Annotated in this window: 22 protein-coding genes; 14 read left to right on the top strand and 8 right to left on the bottom strand. The window is 56.2% G+C overall.

All coding sequences use genetic code 11. The features are described from left to right. Positions 1–44: 44 nt before the first annotated feature. Positions 45–1,724, bottom strand: a complete 1,680-nt coding sequence (locus tag GJT30_02840; protein MSM38547.1) for a HAMP domain-containing protein — start codon at positions 1,722–1,724, stop codon at positions 45–47. A gap of 543 nt (positions 1,725–2,267) precedes the next feature. On the opposite strand from GJT30_02840, the gene GJT30_02835 reads away from it, so the two are divergent. After that, positions 2,268–4,631 carry a CxxxxCH/CxxCH domain-containing protein gene (locus tag GJT30_02835; GenBank protein MSM38546.1) on the top strand — a complete coding sequence of 788 codons (2,364 nt, stop codon included), beginning with the start codon at positions 2,268–2,270 and terminating at the stop codon, positions 4,629–4,631. A 106-nt stretch (positions 4,632–4,737) separates the two neighbouring features. Here GJT30_02835 and GJT30_02830 read toward each other — a convergent pair whose 3' ends face one another. Next, on the bottom strand, positions 4,738–5,517 hold the full coding sequence (locus tag GJT30_02830) for an SDR family oxidoreductase (GenBank protein MSM38545.1): 780 nt from the start codon (positions 5,515–5,517) through the stop codon (positions 4,738–4,740). Between the two features lie 731 nt (positions 5,518–6,248). On the opposite strand from GJT30_02830, the gene GJT30_02825 reads away from it, so the two are divergent. From GJT30_02825 to GJT30_02810, 4 genes are all read left to right on the top strand, one after another. After that, complete coding sequence (locus tag GJT30_02825; GenBank protein MSM38544.1) at positions 6,249–7,328, top strand: histidine kinase; 1,080 nt, start codon at positions 6,249–6,251, stop codon at positions 7,326–7,328. Positions 7,329–7,382: 54 nt separating this feature from the next. Next, a complete protein-coding gene (locus GJT30_02820; GenBank protein MSM38543.1) occupies positions 7,383–8,426 on the top strand; it encodes a DUF2219 family protein in 1,044 nt (347 codons plus the stop codon). Between the two features lie 156 nt (positions 8,427–8,582). Beyond that, positions 8,583–8,795 carry a hypothetical protein gene (locus GJT30_02815; GenBank protein ID MSM38542.1) on the top strand — a complete coding sequence of 71 codons (213 nt, stop codon included), beginning with the start codon at positions 8,583–8,585 and terminating at the stop codon, positions 8,793–8,795. Positions 8,796–8,995: 200 nt separating this feature from the next. Further along, positions 8,996–9,955: an HD domain-containing protein gene (locus tag GJT30_02810; GenBank protein MSM38541.1), complete on the top strand. Its 960-nt coding sequence runs from the start codon at positions 8,996–8,998 to the stop codon at positions 9,953–9,955. Positions 9,956–10,106: 151 nt separating this feature from the next. Here GJT30_02810 and GJT30_02805 read toward each other — a convergent pair whose 3' ends face one another. Further along, the gene (locus GJT30_02805; protein MSM38540.1) at positions 10,107–10,409 is read right to left on the bottom strand and encodes a hypothetical protein; all 303 of its coding nucleotides are present in this window, start codon (positions 10,407–10,409) and stop codon (positions 10,107–10,109) included. A 227-nt stretch (positions 10,410–10,636) separates the two neighbouring features. After that, positions 10,637–10,819 carry a hypothetical protein gene (locus tag GJT30_02800; protein ID MSM38539.1) on the bottom strand — a complete coding sequence of 61 codons (183 nt, stop codon included), beginning with the start codon at positions 10,817–10,819 and terminating at the stop codon, positions 10,637–10,639. Between the two features lie 277 nt (positions 10,820–11,096). On the opposite strand from GJT30_02800, the gene GJT30_02795 reads away from it, so the two are divergent. The 3 genes from GJT30_02795 to GJT30_02785 all read left to right on the top strand — a co-directional run bounded on the left by GJT30_02795 (position 11,097) and on the right by GJT30_02785 (position 13,138). Continuing rightward, positions 11,097–12,239, top strand: coding sequence for a hypothetical protein (locus GJT30_02795; protein ID MSM38538.1), 1,143 nt, complete (start codon positions 11,097–11,099; stop codon positions 12,237–12,239). A gap of 82 nt (positions 12,240–12,321) precedes the next feature. After that, entirely contained in the window at positions 12,322–12,630 is a 309-nt protein-coding gene (locus GJT30_02790) for a hypothetical protein (GenBank protein ID MSM38537.1), read from the top strand. Positions 12,631–12,895: 265 nt separating this feature from the next. Continuing rightward, a complete protein-coding gene (locus tag GJT30_02785) occupies positions 12,896–13,138 on the top strand; it encodes a hypothetical protein (GenBank protein MSM38536.1) in 243 nt (80 codons plus the stop codon). Between the two features lie 31 nt (positions 13,139–13,169). Here GJT30_02785 and GJT30_02780 read toward each other — a convergent pair whose 3' ends face one another. Beyond that, complete coding sequence (locus GJT30_02780) at positions 13,170–13,433, bottom strand: hypothetical protein (GenBank protein ID MSM38535.1); 264 nt, start codon at positions 13,431–13,433, stop codon at positions 13,170–13,172. Positions 13,434–13,771: 338 nt separating this feature from the next. Here GJT30_02780 and GJT30_02775 point away from each other — a divergent pair, with 338 nt between their 5' ends. The 5 genes from GJT30_02775 (at position 13,772) to GJT30_02755 (ending at position 18,233) form a co-directional block, all read left to right on the top strand. After that, positions 13,772–15,925 (top strand): PAS domain S-box protein, encoded by a 2,154-nt coding sequence (locus GJT30_02775; GenBank protein MSM38534.1) that lies wholly within the window; start codon positions 13,772–13,774, stop codon positions 15,923–15,925. Between the two features lie 28 nt (positions 15,926–15,953). Continuing rightward, complete coding sequence (locus tag GJT30_02770) at positions 15,954–16,124, top strand: hypothetical protein (protein ID MSM38533.1); 171 nt, start codon at positions 15,954–15,956, stop codon at positions 16,122–16,124. 254 nt (positions 16,125–16,378) lie between these two features. Next, a complete protein-coding gene (locus tag GJT30_02765; GenBank protein ID MSM38532.1) occupies positions 16,379–17,011 on the top strand; it encodes a hypothetical protein in 633 nt (210 codons plus the stop codon). A gap of 125 nt (positions 17,012–17,136) precedes the next feature. Further along, the gene (locus tag GJT30_02760; protein MSM38531.1) at positions 17,137–17,589 is read left to right on the top strand and encodes a hypothetical protein; all 453 of its coding nucleotides are present in this window, start codon (positions 17,137–17,139) and stop codon (positions 17,587–17,589) included. 230 nt (positions 17,590–17,819) lie between these two features. Next, positions 17,820–18,233, top strand: coding sequence for a hypothetical protein (locus GJT30_02755; GenBank protein MSM38530.1), 414 nt, complete (start codon positions 17,820–17,822; stop codon positions 18,231–18,233). Positions 18,234–18,351: 118 nt separating this feature from the next. Here GJT30_02755 and GJT30_02750 read toward each other — a convergent pair whose 3' ends face one another. The 3 genes from GJT30_02750 to GJT30_02740 all read right to left on the bottom strand — a co-directional run bounded on the left by GJT30_02750 (position 18,352) and on the right by GJT30_02740 (position 21,693). After that, positions 18,352–19,419 (bottom strand): PilT/PilU family type 4a pilus ATPase, encoded by a 1,068-nt coding sequence (locus tag GJT30_02750; protein ID MSM38529.1) that lies wholly within the window; start codon positions 19,417–19,419, stop codon positions 18,352–18,354. 33 nt (positions 19,420–19,452) lie between these two features. After that, positions 19,453–21,231: a DUF4388 domain-containing protein gene (locus GJT30_02745; GenBank protein ID MSM38528.1), complete on the bottom strand. Its 1,779-nt coding sequence runs from the start codon at positions 21,229–21,231 to the stop codon at positions 19,453–19,455. 273 nt (positions 21,232–21,504) lie between these two features. After that, the gene (locus GJT30_02740) at positions 21,505–21,693 is read right to left on the bottom strand and encodes a hypothetical protein (GenBank protein ID MSM38527.1); all 189 of its coding nucleotides are present in this window, start codon (positions 21,691–21,693) and stop codon (positions 21,505–21,507) included. 320 nt (positions 21,694–22,013) lie between these two features. Here GJT30_02740 and GJT30_02735 point away from each other — a divergent pair, with 320 nt between their 5' ends. Continuing rightward, complete coding sequence (locus GJT30_02735) at positions 22,014–22,631, top strand: tetratricopeptide repeat protein (GenBank protein ID MSM38526.1); 618 nt, start codon at positions 22,014–22,016, stop codon at positions 22,629–22,631. Positions 22,632–22,638 lie beyond the last annotated feature (7 nt).

Raw genomic sequence — 22,638 nt, 5'->3', positions numbered from 1 at the left:
ATTCAGGGAGTGGTCTGCGACGTTGCGCGTTACTGTAGCATCTGTCAGGTAGTGACCGATGCGGAAGCGGTTTCCGTTTCCGCTGTCCTGAACTGATTCATGAGCTCCTGTAACCGGCCCGCGAGCAGTTGCATCCGGTCGGCGGCGTCAGCCGATTCATGGGCGCTCTGAGCTGTTTCCTGGACAACGTGCGTTATCTGGTGGATGCTCTTGCTGATCTCGTTGGTCGTTATCGTCTGCTCTCCTGATGCTGTGGCGATCTGGTTTACCTGAAAACTGACCGCGTTGATCTGTTCGAGAATTTCCTGCAGTGCCTTTCCTGATCTGGCTGCACCATCTGTCCCCGCATTGACCTCCGTTACCCCCTCCTGCATGGAGGCAATGGCCCCGGCAGTTTCCTGCTGGATGGTCCGTATCATTGTGGTAATCTCCCGAGTTGCCTTGGCAGTCCGCTCTGCAAGCCCACGTACCTCATCTGCGACAACGGCGAATCCGCGCCCGACCTCTCCGGCACGGGCTGCCTCTATGGCGGCGTTCAAGGCAATGAGGTTGGTCTGGTCCGCTATATCCTCGATTGTTGCGGCGATCACCCCGATCTGATCCGAACGCTTACCGAGGCCGGACATGGTCTGTGCTGTTTCGTTCACTCGCTCCGCGATCCGGTGCATCCGCGTGATCGTCTCCGCCACAACGTCTTCTCCGGATGAGGCCATTCTGTTGGCTATTGCCGAGGCTTCGGACGTGTTGATGCAGTTCTGCGTGATCTCACCGGATGTGCCTGCAATCTCTTCCCCTGCAGTAGCAACGGTTGAGGCTTGGCCCGCCACATCCTCGGCATCCGTTGCCATCTGGAGCGCCCTGCGATACTGATCCCCTGCTGCATGGACGATCTCACTGGCACTTTCCTGTACCGAGCCGACGATGCTCCGGAGATTGGCGACCATGCCGTTCATGTCCCGTGCAAGGCGCCCCAATTCGTCTGTACGTGTGCATTCCAGGTTTACGCTCAGATCCCCTTTGGTTATGCGGCTCACCCCCTCTGTCAGGACACCGATGGTGCGGCTCATCGGGTGTATCATCAGCATGGTCGCCACAATGGCGATCATGAAGACCAGGCAGCCGAGGAGAGAGGTGTAAAGAAGCTGTTTTTGCAGCATTGCGGCAATATTTGATATCTCCAGATCCACGCATGTCACGTAACGAACACCTCCGGGAGAGGTTACCGGCATGAAGACCGAGCGGAAACTCCCCCATTGGTCGGTATATTCGTCGAAGTGGACCTTGCCGTCGGCAATGGCTGCCTTCAGACCCGGACTCGGATCTTCGTACGGATCGAACATCTTCGTGTGCTCACCCTTTTCCATCTCTTCCCGGGTGTAGCTGGATGTGGAGAAGAAGAGCTTCCCCTCTTTTTCCATGACTGTATAGACGTATTTGACCCCTGCTTCTTCGGCAAAGCGGCTCAGATCCTTTACCATGAGCTCATATGCCCCTTTATCGATGGCAGCAGGATTTTGCATCTGGTCATGGAAGGCATCGGTTTCCATCTTGACGGCAGCCGCGGACGCGAGGAGTTTCCCGTCCACGGCTGCCAAACCGGCGGATTTTTGCGACCAATAGCCATAGCCCACGAACAGGGCAACAGTCGCGAAAATGATGGCGACCGTCATTAGCGTAAGTCTTCGCGAAAGACTGGATGTGACGTATGAGAATCCAAATCGCATGTCGAAACCCCCGTGGGTTGAAATCCAGATGAGCCAGCCCGACTCTTTGAGTTCTTTCATTTCAACTTTTCGGACATCCCATATGCATACTTAAGTGTTCGATTTACAGTCAGTTATATACATAAATCTGAATTTATTACGCATTCGTCGATACACTACCTTGCCGTTACCGATATTCGGGAGCGCAACGCCTATTGCCACCAAACTGCTCATGCTGATTGCGGTATCTAGTGTATTTATCATAATATTTTGCATAAATAGTGAATAAAATTCAAATATAACGATATGTTGCAATCATTTTTTTCTTTGAAAATATTTCAGAAGCCATTATATTAAGCATCTGTAATTAATCGGTCTGCAACCCCGCGGTGGAATGTGTTTCATCCCTTATAGACATCCTTGCCAGGAGTAGAGTGCATCCTCATTGCCGGCTATCCGGCGTCGTCGCTTTGGCGATGCAACCGGCATTTTGAGGCCGATCGCCCAGCCGGATAGGGCGATTCGGTGGACAGCATCTGAAGAGAAAGTGGATTACGGCCTGGGATGACCATGGATATTCAAGGAGCCTCAGTGATGCATTTCGTACCAATAACCCGCAATTTCATAGCTACCCTGTTTTTTTCAGGTTCACTTTTCTGCATGGTCAGTATGGCTTCAGCGGAAATAACGTGCACCGGTTGCCATGGGACTCTGGTCCCTGCGGATGTCCGGCCACTCGATGCCTCCAACAGGGATATTTTCACCGGCGGGTTTCAGGGCAATCACCGGACCCATATGGATGGCAACGCTACACCGGCAGTCTGTGCGCGATGCCACAAGGGAAGCGACATCTATTCGACCGGACACCGTGACGGCATGATCAGCATTTCGCCCAATATCAACAACTCACCACTGTCAGCGCTTTACAAAAACATGACGGCGGCATTCCCCCAGACCGCCACCCCGTCGTTGCGTACCTGTACCAATGTCAATTGCCATTTCGAGCGGGAGACCCCGCCATGGGGAAGCGCACTGTTTGCCATTCCGGCTGGCTGCTCCGGCTGCCACGGCGCGCCGCCGGCCGGAGGCGACAGCGGCAGGGCGGGGAGCCATGCGCGGCATGATCTCTACTACACCGGCACAGCCAATTGCGGCAGATGTCATGCCAACCACCTGAGCGAGCCAAACCCCTTTGCCCATGCCACGAGCGCCGCCAGGCGCATGCTCGTCATCAGACTGCACGATCCGAGCGGCGCTCCCTCCGGCGCCTATTCCGGGCCGTTCGACGACTATCTCCCCAAAAGCGGCACCAGGGACTATTTCGGCACATGTTCCAATACCTACTGCCACAGTGACGGCGCTGCCGTGGTGACCGGCGCGGTTACGCCCAACATCACGCCGGCATGGGGCACCACCGGTCCGCTCGCCTGCAACGGCTGCCATGGCTATCCGCCGGAATACGCCACTGGTTCGCCGAAGGCGAACAGCCATCCGATCCATGTTGCGCACACCCTGAGCGACTGTTCCATCTGCCATTATGGTACGACTGCCACCGGTGATTCCATCACGGACAAAAGCAAGCATGTAAACAGCGTCTATGAACTGCAGCCGAAACCGGGCTATACCTTTACCTATACCTACAGCCCCGGTGGCGGCAGCTGCTCGGCCATCTCCTGCCATGGCGATGCACAATGGGGGGCCGGTGGTTCGGTGAGCGGGGACGGGTGCGGCAGCTGCCACGGCCATTCTGCAGGCTATGAATACGAGCCTGGCAAGTTCAGCCAGGGGAAGGGGACCTGGAAGAGCCACGCCACCCATACCCAGAACGACGGCGGCAATGTAAAAGGGCCGAATATCGCCTGCGACGGCTGTCACGACACTGCCAGCTTCCCGAATTTCAAATCGGGGATCGATAGTAATGGCGATGGAAGGTACAGCCTTACCGAGACTGATGTCTGCAATACCTGTCACAGTCCCGGCGGCAGCTACGAAGGGGTGAACGACGCCGCATTCGGCGCGAAGAACAATTGGACATTCGGGGTTTACAGCGGCAGTCTCCTGAAATCAGGCAAAGAGAAGTGGTGCGCAACCTGCCACGACGAGACCCCTTCGGTCATTGGCGGTATAAGCGCTCCGAACGTCATCGGCAACGAATCCGGTGCGTATCCGTATGGCACGGGTTGGGGTTACTACAAGACCGGCCACGGCCTTTCATCCTCGGCATCCATTCCGGCAAGTAGCGGTACCGTGACCGGACCCGCCGCGGCCTGCTCCGCCTGTCACAACCTTGAGATGCCCCATATTGACGGCACTGCCCGGACATATGTCTATACTGCCGTTATCGGGGCAAATAACGATTATCAACATGGCTACCGGCTCAAATCGATTAACGGCGGCCTTTCCATGAATATCCCGCGGAACAACGGCTGCGACAGCGATGTAAAAGCGAACGATTTTGCTTTATGCCTGAGCTGTCACGCCAGTGAGGCGTTCGTCGGCAGCAACACGAATACCAACTTCAGGAACGATTCGTCCGGCGTCAATGCTCACTATTACCATCTGGCCATCAAATACAGTTGCGGCCCCGGCCCGAAATTCGCCTCGGACTGGAGATCGCACGCCTACGACAGCCAGGTAAGTTGTATCACCTGCCACAACGTTCACGGATCGACCCAGCTCTCCATGGTCCGCGATGGGAAACTGGTCAACAAAGAGCCTGGGCTGCAGGTCGCATACTATAATTCGACCGTGTCATATCAATGCAGCGGACCTTCACCCTATCCCCCCACGCCGGCGGATGTCACGCTCTCCAATAGCACGGGCACGGTCTGGAACGCCAAAGATGCGAAAAACCTTTGTGCTGGTTGTCATGGTAGTTGCGGGTTCAATATGCGCTACATGAGAACGCTGGTCGACGTCGTACCGTAATCGGTAAGCTGTGATGTCGGAGAGGGCCGGCCACGGAGAGGGGGGCGGCTCCCCGGAAGGCCTTGCGTCTGATTGTAGCCGGGCATGGGAGGATGCGGGCGGGATTCTAGCCGCGGTAGCCGAACCCGCGGTAGTGGCTTTCCGTGCCGTTCTCGCCGGTCACCGCGTCTGACTCTTCAGATGCGAGGAAGACTGCCAGCTGCGCGACCTCTTCAGGCTGCAGCAACCTTTTCCGCTCCTTCATGTCCGCGAAATCGGCGAAGACGTCGGGTCCGAGGATCGCCGGACCGAAGCCGCGGATTTCCTCCTGCATCCGGGTGTCCATGACAGCCGGGTCGAGTCCGTTTACCTGGATGTTGTGGATCTTCAGTTCCTCCGCCAGATAGCGCGTCATCTGGATGAGCCCTGCCTTGGCGATGGCGTAGACCCCGAACGGGGAAATAACGATCTCTCCCAGCCCAGAGGTGACATTGATGATCTTTCCCCGCTTCTGACGGATCATGTGCGGGGCCACCTCTCTGGCAAAGAGCCAGGGGGCGGTCAGGTTGACGTTCATGGCGTACTGCCAGGCATCGGGTTCGACCTGGTGAAGGTTGCGGACCGGACCGATCACTGCCGCATTGTTCATCAGGATGTCGACCGTCTCGAATGTTGCCACAGTGGTCTCCACCACCCGACGCACGTCCAGCGGATTTGCCGCATCCCCCTCCTGGATTACCACCGTTCCTCCTGCCTGCATGATGACCATAGCGGTTTCTTCGAGTTCCCGAGGGGATCTGCTCATGATGACCAGATCTGCCCCCTCCCTCGCCAGCGCGATCGCCGAGGCACGACCGAGACCTCTCCCCGCACCGGTTACGAGTGCCGTTTTTCCTGTGAGTCGCATGGGTTCCTCCATGGTTACGGAAGATGTTGGAACTTATCAGACTACTATTACCATTTTACCTGATTTCACCCGGAATTCCTTTTGCGTTGCGTGGCAAGCTTTGCATCCACTGAATAGATTGGTATAGTTCAGGCAATGTCCGAAGCCCGACAACGGACGATAGAATTTCGCTCTTTTGCCACTAACCGGATACATGGCGCTGTCTTACAAGTTATTTCGTACAGGAAATGAGCCGATGTGGTCGGAAAGATGGTTCTCTTTCTGCGCAACTGGCGCAGGTCAACGGTGAACCGGAGACGGTGATGGAAAAACGTGAGATATCCGGCAGGCAGTTGTCCAGGAACAGGGAAGAGCTCCTGAAACTGTCGGAGCAAAAACTTCGCAATGAGGCCGAGCGGGGAAAGATGCTCCTTGAGCTGTATGAAAAGGCTCCGCACCTTTCCGAGAAGCAGCTCTACGACTATGCCCTCGACTGTGCCGTCAAGCTCACGGGCAGCATCATCGGGTTTTTTCATCTGGTCTCGGTCGATCAGCAGGAAATCGTTCTCACCACATGGAATAGTGCAGCCCTGCAAACCTGTGTGGCAACATATGATGCCCATTATCCGATCGAACTTGCCGGTAACTGGGTTGACTGTGTGCGACTCAAGCGTCCGGTGTTGTATAACGATTTTGCACACTCTTCCAACCAGAAAGGGCTTCCCGAAGGTCATACGCCTCTGTATCGGTTCATGAGCATCCCTGTGATGGAGGGTGACGACGTCAGGATCATCTTCGGGGTGGGGAACAAGGTCGAGGAGTACGACGATCACGATGTGGTCAATATTCACCTGGTTGCCAATGAACTGCAGAAGATCATCCGGCAGCGCCGCACAGAGGAGTCACTCCGGCGACTCAACGAAGAACTGGAGCGGCGCGTCCAGGAACGAACAGCCGAGCTCAGCGACAAAAACGCAGAATTGCAGCAGGCGTACAATGACCTCAAGACAGCCCAGTCGCAACTCCTGCAGCAGGACAAGATGGCTTCCATCGGCCAGTTGGCTGCAGGGGTGGCGCATGAGATCAACAACCCGATGGGATTCATCATCAGCAACCTGTCAAGTCTCGGCAGGTACGTGGAAAAATTGTCCGCCTACCTGGATTCGGGCGAAACAATACTGAACGACTGCGAATCGACGCTTAGGGAGCGTATCACCCTGGAACGGCATAAATACAAGGTTGACCGTATCCGCGAGGACTTGCCCGATCTCATCAGCGAGTCGCTGGAGGGGGCCGAACGGGTCCGCCGGATCGTTATGGATCTGAAGCGGTTTTCCCGCAACGACGGGACAGTGTATGCCTATGCAGATATCAATGACGGCCTGGAAAGCGCACTCTCCATCGTCTGGAACGAGCTGAAGTATAAAGCGACGGTAACCAGGGAATACGGCCAATTGCCCCCGGTCTGGTGCAATATCGGCCAGCTCAACCAGGTCTTTCTGAATCTTCTGGTGAACGCTGCCCATAGTATAGAAACAAGGGGGGAAATCCGGGTAGAGACCTTTGCCGAAGACGGCTCGGTGCGGATCGCCATCAGCGACACGGGTTGCGGCATCCCAGCGGAAAACCTGAACCGGATCTTCGATCCCTTCTTTACCACAAAAGAGGTCGGCAAAGGTACGGGGCTCGGGTTGGCCATTGCCTACGGCATTGTCGTCAACAAACATTGCGGCACCATCTTCGTTGCCAGCGAGATCGGCAAAGGCAGTACCTTTACCATCAACCTGCCGGTCAAACGACGCACTGCTTCTGACGAAGCAGAGGAGCCCTGATCAGGTACCCTGGTATCTTGCGCGGAAAGCCATATCGTTTCGGAGAATCGGCATATGCAAACTGTTTTGACCTGCTGTATACCCAAACGGAGCTTATGGTTGCGGTGTTGTATCCGCTTCCTGGCGGCCGTGGTTCTTCTGGCAGGCATTGCTCCGGTGTCGCTGCATGCGGATGAGCTTCCGTCAAGGCAAAGCCCGAGTGCCTTTTCCTTTCGCTGGGAGAACGATACCTTTGGCAACACCGACGAAAATTATACCAATGGCGTTGCTCTGGCGTTGACCTATCCGGGCAGAGGCATCATCGGCGGTGTTTGGGATGTCATGGGAGAAGTCGAGGGGAGCAGGTACAGCTCCTTTGATCTTGGTCAGCTTCTCTTTACACCCACCGATACGTCGAGTACGGTGCCTGACCCTGCCGACCGCCCTTACGCGGGGTTTCTCTATCTCGGCACAACAACCTTTCTCCAGCGCAACGAAAGCCTGCACGGCTTCAAACTTGCGGTCGGCGTTGTGGGGCCGGCTTCCATGGGTGAAGCCCTCCAGAAGGTCGCTCACAGGGCGCTCCTCTACAGGATGCCTCAGGGATGGGACTCCCAGATCAAGAACGAGCCGATCGTCAACCTGCACTACGAATATCGCCACCGATTCTCTTTTACGCCACGTGCTGCGGCCATCGGGGTGGAGATGATCCCCGTGGCAGGAGCGGCTCTGGGCAACTTTCTGACCGAGGCACAGGCAGAACTCCAGCTGCGCGTCGGCTACTGGCTGCCGGATGACTTCGGAACCACGGTGTTGCGCGGTATCGGCACCCTGCCAGTCGCCACCGGCAGCAACCCTTCCCATGACTGGGGGATCTATGCGTTTGCCGGCGGCTGTGCAAGCCTGGTTGCCTGGAACATTACCCTTGACGGCAACACCCTTGCCAGAAGCCCAAACGTGGACAAGCGTATCTTCCTGCCAGCGGCTGAGTTCGGCGCAACGCTCTGGACGAGACGGTTCCAGGCGTCGTTCTCGTATGTGATGCTGGGAGAGGAATTCTACGGGCAAAAGCGGAGAGAGGATTACGGGTCGATTCTACTGTCGTACGTTTTCCCCTAGTCTGAGTCGAAGCTCCGCCCGCATGAGACGATCTGCCGATCAATCCGGGTCGACCGAGATCCCTGATCCACTCCTTGCCGTTGACGGCGGCCATAAATGAAGGGTCTTTCAACCTCCACCCCATGCTATAATGAAAACATGAAAGGGGTGACTGTCATGAAAGGCACGGAATTGAGAACCGATCTTTACCGCTCCACGGAAGGTCACTGCGACATCAGGACCTGGAGCGGCGAGTGCAGGCACGACGACTACTCAACGCTGGGCGATAAGTATCTTTGCGCCAGCTGCGGCAAGATCGACAACCTGGAGCACATGGTACGGCAGCAGGGCTTCCCCCATGTCTCCGGAGACTATGACAATCTCAGCTGAAAAGAATCCATTACACATATGACCATGTAATACGAGAGCATTGGCCTGGATGACGGGCCATTTCTTTTGCTCGTTCACGCTAGAGCAACAACGACCAAGCCTGTCTCGGCGACGGGCTGCGTGACCCAGAACACAGTGTGCCGGCACGACGCATGCTATGGTTCCTCCGGAACCTGAGCGACCGAGCGGGACGAAGAGTTATGTCAGAAGCGGATTATAAGTCGATACCGGTGGAATGCATCTTTCCCGGTGTTTTTCCCATCATTGCCCTATACACACGGGGAAGTGCGGGAAATTACGTGCTCTACAAAACAGGCGAGCGACCGTTTACCGACGTGGATCAGCAGCGACTGGAGCGGATCGGCACGAAATACCTCTTTATTCAGGTGGGCGATGCGCAGGCTGTGACCGGCTATCTGGAAAAAAACCTGTCCGCATTTCTGGACAACAAGGAGATCTCCGAGCGGACCAAGAACCTGATCCTCTACCAGACCTCCATGGATTTTGTCGCAGAGATGCTCGAATCTCCCCAGACCGTATCCGACAACCTGGAACGCTGCAGGAGCCTCGTCGGCAACCTGATGCGGCATATCGTCTCGACCAACTGCCTGTTGGAGGTCATGAAGGATGTGGCTTCTAGCGGGCTCTACATCCTCTCCCATTCAGTCAAGGTAGCGGCCGTCACCATGCTGGTGCATGAGAAAATCTTCAATATTAGCCATGACGAGATGCTTGACGTCGGGGTAGGGGCGATTCTCCATGACCTGGGGATGACTTTCATCTCCAGCGATATCCTGGACAAGCCGGAGGCTCTCTCCAATATCGAGTACTCGACGGTAAAGACCCATGCCCAGCGTGGCTACGATTTTTTGAGAAAGCATGGCGTTTTCAGCGAGGTCTCACTGGCCATCGTCAGGCATCATCACGAAAAGTGGGATGGTTCGGGATATCCCAGCAGGTTAAGGGGGGATTCCATTTCGCGTTCCGCCCAGGTGGCGGGGATTTGCGACATCTATTGCGCACTGATCTCGGACCGCCCGTACCGGAAGGCCTCCTCCTATGAAGAAGCCCTGCGGATCATGGAAAGCGAATCGGGAAGGAGTTTCAAGAAGGAGTTGTTCGAGCAGTTCCGCGCCATTGTCGATACCCAGAAAGGGTAACGTCGGTATAGCGTCTCCCCTGTATCGACAACTGCACGCGATTTCGTTTTTTTGCCGGTTCCGGCATGGAAAAGCCACCCATCCCGCTGCTGCCGTATCCAGCTTACCCTTGATGTCGGCAGGAATGAGTCAAACCCCTCGCGATAACGGGTCACGCATAGGTGTCGAACAGGAAACCATGTTCATCATGGGAGAGCCTGATGAACCTGATGAATTCCTTGAATTCCACTCTCTCCGGATGAGCACCGGTTGTGCACGAGTTTCCCGTAACAGTCATGTTCCCGGCGCAGGACGTTACACTGCAGGTGCAGACGATATCGTACACGGCAGTCGCTGCCGTGTCATAGGTTCTTTGTGGATCCCTTCCCTCTGAGGGTTCGGCCATTTTGCCATACGTGGAGACGGTCAGGTCTATCGTATGTGAGGTGGATACCAGGTTTCTTTCTGCTACCATGGGGAATCTGCTGTCTTTCCTCTTCTCCGTCCGCACAGGGAGCCATTCTATAGTGTCATTGTCCAGACGCATATACATCACCTTCTCTGAATATAGTATATCATGCATTGATGGCCAGGGGATGCGGTTTGAAGTGCGTTATCATGAAGAGTGCAATGCGATGGAGTGCAGGGGGAAGGACATGAGCTGAGGGAATGCCCCAGCTTTCTTGGCCGTTTCCAGGAGGATCAGGGGCGGGTCCTGCCAGTGGCACAGTGTTGACACATGGCAGGTTCCACCGTGGACAATCGGCAGCCGCAGGACGCACAGGCATTGACCCATTCGGGGTGGCCAACGGCAACGGCCCGTTGTTGGGCTTCGAGGCGTCGCACTTCCGATTCCATCTCATCGTTGTATTGATTTTCAAACATAAGAGGTCTCCGTAATCCGGTTGCTGTAGGGATGAGGGGTTTGAACGAGGTATTTCACGACGCAGTGGCGGTTCGAGCTGGCCGGCTATGGGTATTTTGCCGGATGGACCCGTGGGCTGCAAGATAATTTGACACAATTTTATCCATTGCCGGGAAGGCGGCGAAGTGATATATAATCCCTGCCTGTCAACCACAGGGGGGAGCTCCTGTGGTTTTTGTGTGTCCGGCAAACGGAAACCAGGCGGTTTCGCATACAGTCATATTCCAGGAGTAACCCGTGACCCCCCCATATTTCTCCCTGCTCCCCCGGCTGGCAGCACCTCTGTTGTGCGTTTTCCTGATCCTTCCCGGTTGTTCCAATGAAAAACCTGGTAACCAACCGTCCGGAACGACGGAGCAGAAAGACCTCCATCCTCCTGCGCCGCCTGCTTCCTTTGTCGTGTCTTCATCGGCGGCAGCAGCCGTCCCGGTACAGAAACCCGTTTCTTCTGCCATGCACTCCGTACCTCGGGAGGAGATCAAGAGTGAGCCGCGGGCCGAGATAACGGCGCCGAAGTCCAAATATCTTGCGGGGGAAGACCCCGAATTTGCCAAACGACAGGGCTGGCCGGTGAAGACCCCGGCGCTCCTGCCTGGATCGATCCTGCCAGGGAAGCGGATCGTTGCCTATTATGGCAACCCCCAGTCCAAGCGGATGGGTGCCTTGGGTGAATTCCCCAAGGACGAGATGCTGGCTCGGTTGAAGAAAGAAGTCGCCAAATGGGAGAAGGCCGACCCTTCCAGACCGGTGCAGCCGGCCTTGCACCTGATTGCGGTGGTTGCCCAGGGAGACCCGGGAAAGGCGGGCAAGTACCGGATGGTGATGCCCGATGCCATCGTCAACCAGGTTTACGGCTGGGCCAAGGAGGCAAATGCCCTGCTGTTCATCGACATTCAGACCGGCCATGACGATATCCGCACCCTGCTGCCCCGGTTTGAATGGATCCTGAAAAATCCCGATGTCCACCTGGGGATCGATCCGGAGTTCAATCTGATAAGGAGCGGCAAAAAGCCGGGAACCAAGATCGGCTCTTACGATGCGGCGGATATCAACTATGCCTCGTCATATCTCAGCGACTTGGTGAAACGATACAACCTTCCACCCAAGGTATTCACGGTGCACCGGTTCACCCGCAACGGCGTTACCAATGCGCGCAAAATCGTCCTGCGTCCAGAAGTGCAAATCGTCATGCACATGGACGGGTGGGGTGCACCCTGGTTGAAACGCGATTCCTACAAGGCCTATATTGTGTCTGAACCGGTGCAGTACACCGGATTCAAACTTTTTTACCATAACGACACGAAAAAGGGGGATCCGCTGATGTCCCCCCAGGACCTGCTCAGACTGCATCCGAAGCCGATATATATCCAGTACCAGTGAGGAATCCCGGCTGGAGGCCTTTTCCGGTGGCTAATCTGCGGTACACTGTTCTGCGAAGACCGCACGTTACGGAGGGAATGCCATGTACCTCGTCCAGATCCTCTTGCCACTCTACGACAATACTGGTGAGCCGTTTCCGCAATGGGAATTCAACCGGGTGCGCACCGAGTTGACCGAACGCTTCGGCGGTTTGACCAGCTATGTCCGTTCGCCGGCTGTGGGATTGTGGAAGGAGAGGGACAATGCCATGGTCCACGACGATATCGTGATCTACGAGGTGATGGCCCATCACCTTGACCGCGACTGGTGGCGCGGGTACCGCGAGGAACTGGCTGTCCGCTTTCGCCAGGAGGTGCTGATCGTGCGGGTGAGCGAGGTTCAGCTCCTGTAACGTGATGAGTGCCGATTACCCCCCGTAGCGTCATAACCACAACCATTCGAGTCCCGCAAGGAGTGCTGTCGTGCCCTTTCCCTCCCGACCTGTCAGGCGGGGTTTCATTGGCCTGGCCGTCATCGTCTGCTCTACGGCAGGTTGCTACTCTTTGCCGACGCAGGGTTCGCCTCCCCAAGTGATTGCTGCCGACAACAGCAGTGTCGCCACTCTGCAACCGTATGTGACACTTTACGTGGGAGAGGGGTGAAGTTACTGCGACCGGGTGAAGAGTTACTTCACCGAGCAGCGGATTGTCTTTACCGAACGGGATATCCGCCACGACCCGCAGGCATATCGGGAATGGCGCGACCAGTTGCATGGCGATATCGTGCCCGTAATCGTCTTCAACAATGGTGAGTTGATCGTGGATGGCTGTGATATTCCGGCTATCAAAAGAGCCCTTTTAAAGCTGCGGCAGCCAGGGAAATTGAAGGAACAGCCGCCCAAACAGAAAAGCCCGCACTGAGCGGGCTTTTTTCATGGGGCAGGGCAGAAGATCAGGCGAGGAATTCCTGCACCAGCAGCAGCATGCCGCCGCTCTCCTTGCCAATGGCGGCCTGGCGCTCTTCCGGTGTCATCATCTTCATGAGGTGTTTCCGTGCCTGTTTGCGGCTGCCGGCGATGGTTTCCGTCATCTTGCAGAGGACTCCCACCGGCAGGCCGTTGCGATAGCCTTCGACCAGTTTGGCGATTTCGTCGCGGCGCTGTGTATTGCTCCAGGTTTTGAAAACCGAGGCTCCCAAATCGTCTTCAGCGTACATAACGTCCCTCCCGTGTGTGGCTGCAGTCGTCGCATGGATCTGCGCTGCGGTGCATCATACTGCAAGGCAGGAAGAGCGTCCAGAGATTTCTCTCCGGAGCGGCAGGAAGTAAGCGACAGGTAGCTTGGCAGTAGTCGCCGCTTCACGCGGTTCAGCCGCTTTGTGCATTCTCGCTGCTGTCTTTGCCGGAGCAGGCCACCTAAATCTTTGCCCAGAGTTGACGAAATACAAATATATATAATGATTGTAATGAAACTGGTTACTGGTTTACTCCGGACCGACCGGCCGGAAGGGCGGGTGCCGGTTCCTGAGCGGCTGCAGACGGAGACTGTGCACGCATGCATACCTCAAACAACGGGAAAGAGCGCCTTGCAGTAGTCCGGATCGTTGCGACCTATGCATTGTTCGGCGCACTCTGGATCTATCTTTCTGATTCCATTCTCGGCTGGATGGTGCAGAGCACGGATATCATGACGCGCATAGCCGTGTTCAAGGGGCTGTTATTCATCATCCTGACGGCGGTTTTACTCTATTTCCTCATTTCCCGTTATGCGCAGAGGCTGCGACGTGCAGAAGAGTCGTTGCGCGAACGTGAGGAGCTCTACCGCAATTTTACCCAGTTGACCTCGGATTATGTCTACTCCTGTACCCGCAACGAAGGCGAGCCGTATCGGGTGCACTGGATGGGGGGCGCAGTGGAGGCGATCAGCGGCTATTCACAGGAAGAAATCATTGCCCGGGGATGCTGGCTGCCGCTCGTGCATTCCGATGATCTGCAACGGGTCAGTGCCAATCTCATGACATTGCGTCCGGGCATGACCCTGACCGACGAGTTCCGTATTGTGACGAAGAACGGCGGTATCCGCTGGGTTCACGAGTCGTCGCGTTGTGAAGCAGGGTCTGCCCCCGGTGCATTGCTTCTGTTCGGGACCTCGCAGGATATCACCTCGCGCAAGCGTGCGGAGCTGGCGGTGCGGGAAAGCGAGGAGAATCTCAAGACGCTTATGGAGCTTATGCCGGTGGGGGTCAGTTGGGCCAACGCCGACGGCAGGGTCGAGTATCTCAATCGTCATTTTGTTGAGCGATTCGGTTATTCGCTTGGGGATATCCCAACCGTTGAGGAATGGTTCAGTCAGGCATACCCCGATCCCGATTATCGTCAGATGATTGTTGCTGAGTGGCGAAGTGCCATTGACGAGGCCAAAAAATGCGGTGCAAGGGTGCGCCCCGTTGAGGCACGTGTAACCTGCAAGGATGGATCAGTCAGGCAGGTGATCATCAATACCCAGTTCATCCAGGAGCGGACCCTGGTCATCATGACCGACATCACCGAGCGGGAGCATCTGCAGAATGAGCTGCTTAAAGCGCAGAAGATCGAGTCGCTCGGGGTGCTTGCCGGCGGCATCGCCCATGATTTCAATAACATCCTCACCGGAATACTGGGATATATCTCTATTGCCCGCATGCTAGTCGATCCTGAGCATAAATCACGCAAGGCGTTGACGGAAGCTGAAAAGGCCTCCCTGCGGGCGGCTGAGCTGGCCCACCAGCTACTCACCTTTGCCAGGGGGGGAGAGCCGGTGAAGAGGGCCGTATCCGTTGCAAAGATTGTCAACGAGTCGGTTTCACTGGTTTTGCGCGGGTCGAACGTGAAGGCGGTCCTGGATCTCCCAGATCAGATCCATCCCGTTGAGGCTGACGAAGGGCAGCTTAGCCAAGTTTGCAACAATATTATCATCAATGCGATCCAGGCCATGCCCGGAGGTGGAACCCTGACGGTGCGCGCAGAAAACGTTACGTTTGCCGAATGGAACAGCATGGCGCTTCTTCCGGGCGAATATGTGCGCATCTGCTTCACCGATGAAGGGTGCGGCATCAGAGCGGAAGACCTGAAAAAGATTTTTGACCCCTATTTTACGACCAAGCCGGCTGGCACAGGATTGGGCCTCGCATCGGTCTATTCCATCGTCAAGCGGCACGGTGGCCATGTCGAAGCTCGTTCGAGCCTTGGGGAGTGGACGACATTTTGCATCTATCTGCCGGCGAGCAGCATGGTTCAACCGTTACCGGAGAGCAGCCAGCCCGAGATGGTAGCGATCAGAACGGAGCGCTGTTCGCTGCTTGTCATGGACGACGATGCCACCATCAGGGAGCTTGCCGCGGAGATGCTGACGAGCGGCGGCTATCTCGTCGAGACGGTCAGCAGCGGGGAAGATGCTATTACCCGGTATCGGACTGCTCAGGAGCGTGGCACCCCCTATGCCGCGGTGATCATGGACCTCACCATTCCCGGAGGCATGAGCGGCAAGGATGCGGCAAAGCAGATCCTTGCCCTTGATCCGCAGGCGCGTCTGATCGTGTCGAGCGGCTACTCGAACGATCCTGTCATGGCTACATACGGAGACTATGGGTTTAGCGCCGCCATTGCCAAGCCGTATCGCGCCCAGCAGTTACTGGCATGCCTGCAGGGTTTACTGGAGGGGCGCCATTGAAGATGTCCTGCGCAGCCGGAAGCCGAAGATGAACGACAGAAGCCGCATCAAACCTGCGGCTTCTATCGTTTTAAACACCAGGACGGACAAAAGCGGCATGGCCCCGCAAACCGGTATGGTGAACGATATCGCCATTATTGCCGGGGGACATTGGGCGCAGAAATGCTGTCAGCTACGCGAAGGACGTATGAAAAAATAGACGATCAACAAGAAGGGGAAGGTAGAGAAAGCTGCCTCAAGGTTTCCGCGGTAGAGCTGCCAGGTTCCGAAGCAGACCAAGATGGCGACACACAGTATCATGAGGATGGCAGCAGTTCTGTTCATGCCGTCAATAATACCTATTTGGCTGCCGGATAGGAAGCAATTCCGACAACAGGGTCTTATGCCCGTTGCATATCGTCTACTCTGGGCTACTCTTGATCCCAGGTGCATTCCTTTGTCGTGGAGAGAGATATGCGCGGACTCCGTATACCCCTGTTGCTGGTGCTGATTTTGTACGGTTGCTCGCAACCAGCACCCATACCGACCAGTGAACAATGGGCCGGCATGACGCAGCGACGATTCGAGATGGCACATGCTGACGAGATCATCGATGCCGCCAGAAAGGTGTTGATCTTCGATAATCGGCGTAACCTGAAATTTGATACTCAGTCGAACGGGTTTGTTGCCCGAAGGGGTTATCAGGTCTACATTACCGGCTCGGCGCCATTTGAGTATTTTATCTTCGAGGTGACCGCCATTCAGGACAACGACGATGTGCGCGCACGACTGGTGATTTCCACGTCGAGCACGCCGGTTTCCACCCGCTATACCTTCGATGAGGGGGATTACTGGACATTGCCGCCGGATTGGCATGACGATGTGCAGAGCCGCTGGCCGTATCATGAAGCTTATGACCTGTTTTTCGCCAGAATGGCCGCGCTCTTGAAACGCGGGGCCTGGCAACTCTGTGCCGAGGTTTCGGATGCCTCGTCAAGGCCTTATGAGCCGCTCTGTCTTTTCAGCGACGATAACGTCCCTCCTGATGTGTCATTAACTCCGAAGGGAGAGACTATCCTACGGGAACGAAAGGGTTTGAAGCCCTGACGGATCCTTTAGCCGGGCTTTCCTGCGAACGTTCGTAACTCTGTTGCAAGATCTGTCTTGAATTTTTCCGGAAGGTGACGAAAAGAAATAGAGTTGTAGAGGAATCAGACCGGCAGGAGGTCGGCATGGGGCCACAGTCTGTAGATGAGGCTGCCAGGGAATTTCAGCGTGCAGTGCAGGATATTGCAGAGGATAACAGCCTGGGGGCTCTGGCCCGGTTGGAGAGAGCGCTACGCTTTGGCGACAATCGGCGCTGGCACTCCTATCTGGGTTATTGCATTGCACGGGAGCGGGGACAGGTACGAAAGGGGATTGATCTCTGCCTGAGTTCGCTGGAACTGGAACCGGACAACCCCGAGCACTATCTCAACCTCGGGAAGGTTCATCTCATTGGTGGCAACAAGGACGATGCCCTGCGGGTCTTCCGTGATGGGATGACCCGCACGGGTAACGCAGCACTCGCCGACCTGCTGGAAAGACTGGGGACGAGGAAACCCCCGGTGATCTCCTTTCTGTCGCGCGACAATTTCCTTAACCGCTTTCTCGGACTTATCCTTGTCAGGATGGGCCTTCGCTGATACCGGATAAGCCCTTCTACCCCTCTGCCATGGTCTCATCGCAATGTCTCCCTTTGCAGTGTCAGGACCCGTCGAGTAGTCGTCGGGTCTTGAAGCTTGAAAATTATCCATGAGCCGGTAGAATGGTCATGTGCTGAGACTTTGTCATGCGCGGATTGAGGAGGGAGACCAGTTGTCCATCCCTGAAATTCCTCAGTTCATTTATATGTTCAGTGGAAAGGAGAACGGGGATGGGGATTTACAACTTGAGGGCACTGGACCTCCTTGAAAAGCATGCGCTCGACATTGCCATTGCGGAAAAATTTCTTGGCTGGCAGCTTCTGGACGACCCTGCCAAGAGCGGCTGCAAGCGATGGTTCGACGAGAAGGGGGAGCCCACCGCATACGGTACCGGGTGCGGCATGCGGCTGTTTCATCCAAGCGAAGATCTGAACATCTGTTACACCGATATCATAGAGCGGCTGAAGAATGGTGGCCTGATGATTACCTGCACCGTGGTGGAAGATATTTATACCTGTGGCATTTACAACAATAAACAGAAAGAGATGGCCCACTGGTACGATTCATCGCTGGGGGTCGCCATCTGCAAGGCAACCCTCAAACTGCTTTTAAAGCTCACCAACGAGCCTGCCACTATCAAGTAGCCGGGCACCGTCTCAGGCTGCTTCCTGTATTTTCTGCAAGGCGTGTTCGTCGCCACATGCAAAATGCCCGCATAGCGCGGGCATTTTCGTTTCAGGGCACGCATGGCAAATTGCGTGATCAGTCGAACATCAGCTTCCGCTCGAAATCCATGGAGTGGGTGAGTCGCTTGGCATCCTCCATGGTGATCCGTTCCGATTTGTACAGCTGCAGCAGGTGCTGGTCCAGGGTCTGCATCTGGTACTGGGAGCTGCCGTTTTCGATATGCTTTTCGATCTCGTCCAGCCGCCCCTCGCGAATACAGGCCCGGATAGTGGTAGTGGAGCGCATTACCTCGACCACCGGCAGGATGCATTCCCCGGTCTTGTCGATCACCAGGCGCAGAGAGACGATAGCCACGAGAATGTCAGCCAGCCTCTGCCGGATGATCTCCTGGGATTCCGGTGGAAAGTTTCCGACCATGCGGTTGATGGTTGATACCGCACCCTGGGTGTGCAGGGTAGAAAAAACCAGGTGCCCGGTTTCAGCCGCCTTGATACAGGCGTCGATGGTTTCCTTGTCGCGCATTTCGCCGACCATGATGACGTCCGGGTCCATGCGCAGAGCGGCTTTCAACGCGGCGTTGAAGCTGTCGGTATCGATCCCCACCTCCCGTTGCACGATGCAGCTTTTCTGGGAGGAGAAGAGGAATTCAATCGGGTCCTCGATAGTGATGATGTTGAAGCTCTGGTGTTCATTGATGTAGCGGATCATGGAGGCAAGGGTGGTGGATTTCCCGTTGCCGGTGGGGCCGGTGACGAGGATCAGGCCGTTGGGTGCCTGGGCGATCTCGCTCAGGACCGGCGGCAGGTTCAGCTCCTCGAAGGTGCCGATGTGGGGGGGGATGACGCGCATCACTACCCCGTAATTGCCACGCTGGCGGAAGATGCTGACCCTGAAGCGTCCGCCGCTGGAGAGGGCATAGGAGGCGTCGAATTCCCGCAGGTCGCTGCCCAGCTGCCGGCCGTTCTGTTCCATGATCTGGGAGGCGATGAACGCGGTATCTTCGCTGGTCAGGTTCGGCAGTTTCGAGCGGATGAGCTGGCCCTTGCCCCGGAAAAAAGGCGGGTTGTCCACTTCGAAATGAAGGTCCGACACTTTTCTCTGGAAGGCGATCTCCAGTATCTGATTCAGGGTTCTGGCATCCATGGCAGGCCATCTCCTCACTGTTTGGTACGTGATTCAGTTCTTCTGTGATTGTTTCTCGAATCGCTTGCGGTAAAAGGCATTTTCCAGCACCAGTCCTGCCTGGCGTGCGAGGATCTCCAATGGATCGATCCGAACGGGACGAACTTCCTGGGCGCCGAAGTCGGCATAGGTGAGTGCGATCACCTTGCCGAAACTCTTGAGCGGCATGAGCAGCAGATGCCCGTAGCGGGGCGATCCGATCTCTGCATGGAGATGGTTGCAGAGCACCGCATCGTTGCAGGGGCCGAAATAGGGGGTGCCGCTTGCGAGCACGTCCAGGATCAATGTCGGCTGTCCCAGGGGAATCTTGAATCGAAGCGGCGGGGTAACGCCGGCGGCCTTGTCGCCGGTTATGCCGATTCCCCGCTCGGCGAGGAGCTCTTCCTTGCCCACCACCAGCGTTACGGCCCGTTCGAACGAGGACGATACGAACCGGAGCATGAGCAGCGCCACGTCCGGGGCCTCCTGCATGGTGTCGAGCTGGCGGCAATAGTCCTTGAGACGGCGCACCATCAGTCGTTCCGAGCCGAAGACCGACTGTTGCATGCACGCCAGAAAGGATTGCAGAAAGCTGACCGTATCGTCGACGAACGTTTCTTTCCGCTTTTCCCGGTCAGGTCGCATGAGCACGCAGCTGGCACCTGCCTGCAGGAGCTGCAGGGAGAGTTCCCTCTCTTCCGTTGGCACCATCTGCACAATGATGATGTCGGGATACCTGCCGAGTTTTTCCTGTTGGAAGGTAACGGCCTTTGCACGGGAAGTTGCACCGTCGTGGCTGCTGCCCTGATCCACGACCAGGATCGGGATGAGTTCTTTGGCCAGGGTCTGCCCGATGATGTGGTCGAGGTTGACCTCTTCGTCGGTGGTAAAGGTGAAATAGCCTTCGGCGCGGCAGACCGACATGACGGCCTGTCTGATGAACTCGTCGCTGCTGAACAGGATGACAGCCGGTGCAGGCTTGTCAGGCTCGATCGCGCTTTCGGAGCCGGTTAAACCTTCGAGGAAGGAAAAGAGCTTGTCCTGCTCTGTTCGGGGATACTCCCGCAGTTCCTCCCTGATCTTTTGCAGGTGCGCCTTGGCTGGATCGTATTCCTTGACGCCGAGAAAGACATCGGGGATCTTCCGCTGGATGGAATCGAGATCCTCCAGGCCGAGATCGTCGGCGGTGATTTCCCAATTCTGTGATGCTGTGACGGCGGCGGTCTGCCCGGTGGGGAGTTCCGCCACGGCAAAGGTTTCCTCGGTGAGGGTACCGTCGCGCATTCGCTCGTCATAGATGCGCAGTGCATCCATCAGCACGCTCTGGGTGTTGATGTAGATCTCCTGCTGCAGCGTTTCCGGGAAATAACGGTATTCGTCGGACACGACCAACTGGTCGATGTCGAGTTCAAAGGTCCCACCGGTCCATGTCAGTACCTCGACGATGGTCAGTTCGACCAGACTCTCCAGCCCTCTGTGGGCGACCTCTTCCTTGATCTTGCCGCTTTCCAGAAGGGTTGCGATCAACGGGATACGGTCGGCTCCGGCATTCTGCTGGGTCTGCAGGGCTTCTTGAAGATCGTCTTCGGTTATGGCCTGCATCTCCACCAGGATTCGCCCGACGCGGATTCCGGTGTTGGCATGGTTGGCGCTGACGATATAGCCGTCCTTGAACACCAGGTGGCTTTCGCCCCTCTGGCTCTTGAGGCAGAGGGTTCCCGATTTGCGCGTCGAATGCAACAACTGGATCACATCGACGATGGGGAGATGTTCAAGATCGCCAACAAAGGACATGAACGGTATCCTTGCGAGTAGTGTCCCTGCGTAATGCGGCTCTGCGCCTGGTTGCCGTGTCGGCGTGGCGGGGCACCCGCGGTTGCAGGGTGATGCTCATACAATATAGCACCCGGTTGGCGAGAGACAAGAATCGCAACGACATTTCGTTGTAAAGAGACATCGTCCGACCGATCATCCATGCCTCGGCGCGCCGTCGGGATATCCTCTCGGTGCAAAAAAAAACGGCCGGCATGTGATGCCAGCCGCTCTGGGTTTCTGAGGATGGGTGTATTATTCGCCAGCGCTACAGCCGCTGTGAATGGCACGGGCCATATTGTCGTTGGCGGTGTGATAGGTCTCAAGGGTTGCACCACAAGCGTACTCGATTCTCTCGAAACGGAAGAGGCGACCTTCGCGTTCCTCGATCCTGTTGACGCTGTTGCTGCCGCAATCGATGCAGATGTTGCCAAGCTTCTTCACTTCGTTCTCCTCCTTCGTTCTTCTCTGACTGTTGTCCCGGTGCGGGAGTTGATGGGGGCATTCAGAAGGAATCCCCAGCCGGCAACCGGACAGATAGGGTGCTGTCCGGGCCGTTGGGAAGAGTCATGCTGGCAGCCCGCCTTTCATTAAAATATCCGATAGGGTGCTTTCATGTCAATGGGGAATGTTCGTGCCAAGTCAGGAAGATAAAGTGAGTTTTCATGTCAACCGGGGGAATGCCCCTGCCGTGATGTGCCGCGTACAGGTTGCCCGCTGTGGGATCCTCTTGGAGGACCGTGGGGCATTGAGCCGTTAGCTGGATGAGGGGTCCTATGAACGAACTTATCAGGATGGTTGCCATCGTTGCTTGTCTGGTAGTGGTTGCGGGGTGTACGGTGCCGGCAACGTTCAGTGTACCTATTCGGAGTGGTGAAGCGGTCAAGGGTGCCGATTCACATCACTATGTCGAAACCTGCATCGAGGCGGAACGGGATGGTCGTCTGGAGGCTGCCGAGGAGTCGTGCCAGCAGGCTGTCGCGACAACTGGCCTGAGCGATTCCCTGAAATCCCAGCGCTTGTACAACCTGGCGCGGATCAAGCGTCGTCTGGGCAAGGACGATCAGGCTGTCGACCTCTTCCGCCAGTCGCTGACGATCGAACAGCATCAGCCCCAGCCGTCGCAGAAGAAAATCGGCCGGCGTCTGGCAGGGCTTGCCATCGTCTATGGCAAACTGGACCGCTTTGACGACGGACTCCCCTATGTCCAGCAGTTGATCCCTCTTGCCGATGTCTACCCTGAGCGGGAAAAGAGGACACTGGCGGGCATTTTCTATTTTTACTCCCAGGAGTTGCAGGACAAGGCACCCCCTGCGGTCCTTAAGCAACTGAGGAAGAAGTCTCTCGAACTCGGATTTGTAGCCGAAAAGGGAGAACGATAGACCTCCA

The organism is Geobacter sp., assembly GCA_009684525.1.
GTDB lineage: Bacteria > Desulfobacterota > Desulfuromonadia > Geobacterales > DSM-12255 > Geoanaerobacter.
This window is presented reverse-complemented; position numbering and strand designations above follow the sequence as displayed.